The sequence below is a fragment of the Methylobacterium sp. WL103 genome (assembly GCF_008039885.1).
In the GTDB taxonomy this organism is placed as follows: domain Bacteria; phylum Pseudomonadota; class Alphaproteobacteria; order Rhizobiales; family Beijerinckiaceae; genus Methylobacterium; species Methylobacterium cerastii.
The window spans coordinates 1-467 of the sequence record NZ_VRUX01001270.1; the positions used below are offsets into that span (position 1 = coordinate 1).

Consider the following 467-nt stretch of genomic DNA (forward strand, 5'->3'; position numbering starts at 1 on the left):
GCCCCACAACGACGGCATCCTCCAGGGCAGCCGCTTCCTGGTCTTCGGACCCGGCGCGCCCGACCCCACGCCGCAGGCCGCGCTCGCTGCGGCGCACCGGCACGAGCACGGCGACCACGAGCACGGCGACCACGATCACGACCATCACGATCACGCGCATCCCGATGCGCACGGTCCGTCCCACACCCACGACCACGCAGGCGACCACGATCACCGGCCGTGGTCCGAGATCCGCGCATCGCTCGAACGGGCCGACCTCGACGCGGCGGTGCGCGGGCATGCGCTCGCGATCTTCGGCCACCTCGCCGAGGCCGAGGCGCGCGTGCACGGCATCCCGGTGGAGCGGGTCGCGTTCCACGAGGTCGGCGCCTGGGATTCGATCGCCGACATCGCCGCCGCGGCCCACCTCGTCGCCGCGCTCGGCGCCACCCGCTGGAGCGTGGGCGCCCTCCCCCTCGGCTCCGGGA

Annotated in this window: 2 protein-coding genes; one reads left to right on the forward strand and one right to left on the reverse strand. The window is 74.9% G+C overall.

Annotation, left to right across the window (positions count from 1 at the left end; all coding sequences use genetic code 11):
- The coding region (locus tag FV222_RS32080) for a hypothetical protein (protein WP_348644956.1) at nucleotides 1-280 on the reverse strand (280 nt) is incomplete at its 3' end.
- Between FV222_RS32080 and larC the strand changes: the two genes are divergently transcribed.
- Nucleotides 230-467, forward strand: a 238-nt coding sequence (gene larC, locus FV222_RS32085) for a nickel insertion protein (protein WP_348644955.1), incomplete at its 3' end; no start/stop codon positions are given. The two genes, FV222_RS32080 and larC, sit on opposite strands and share 51 nt — an antisense overlap.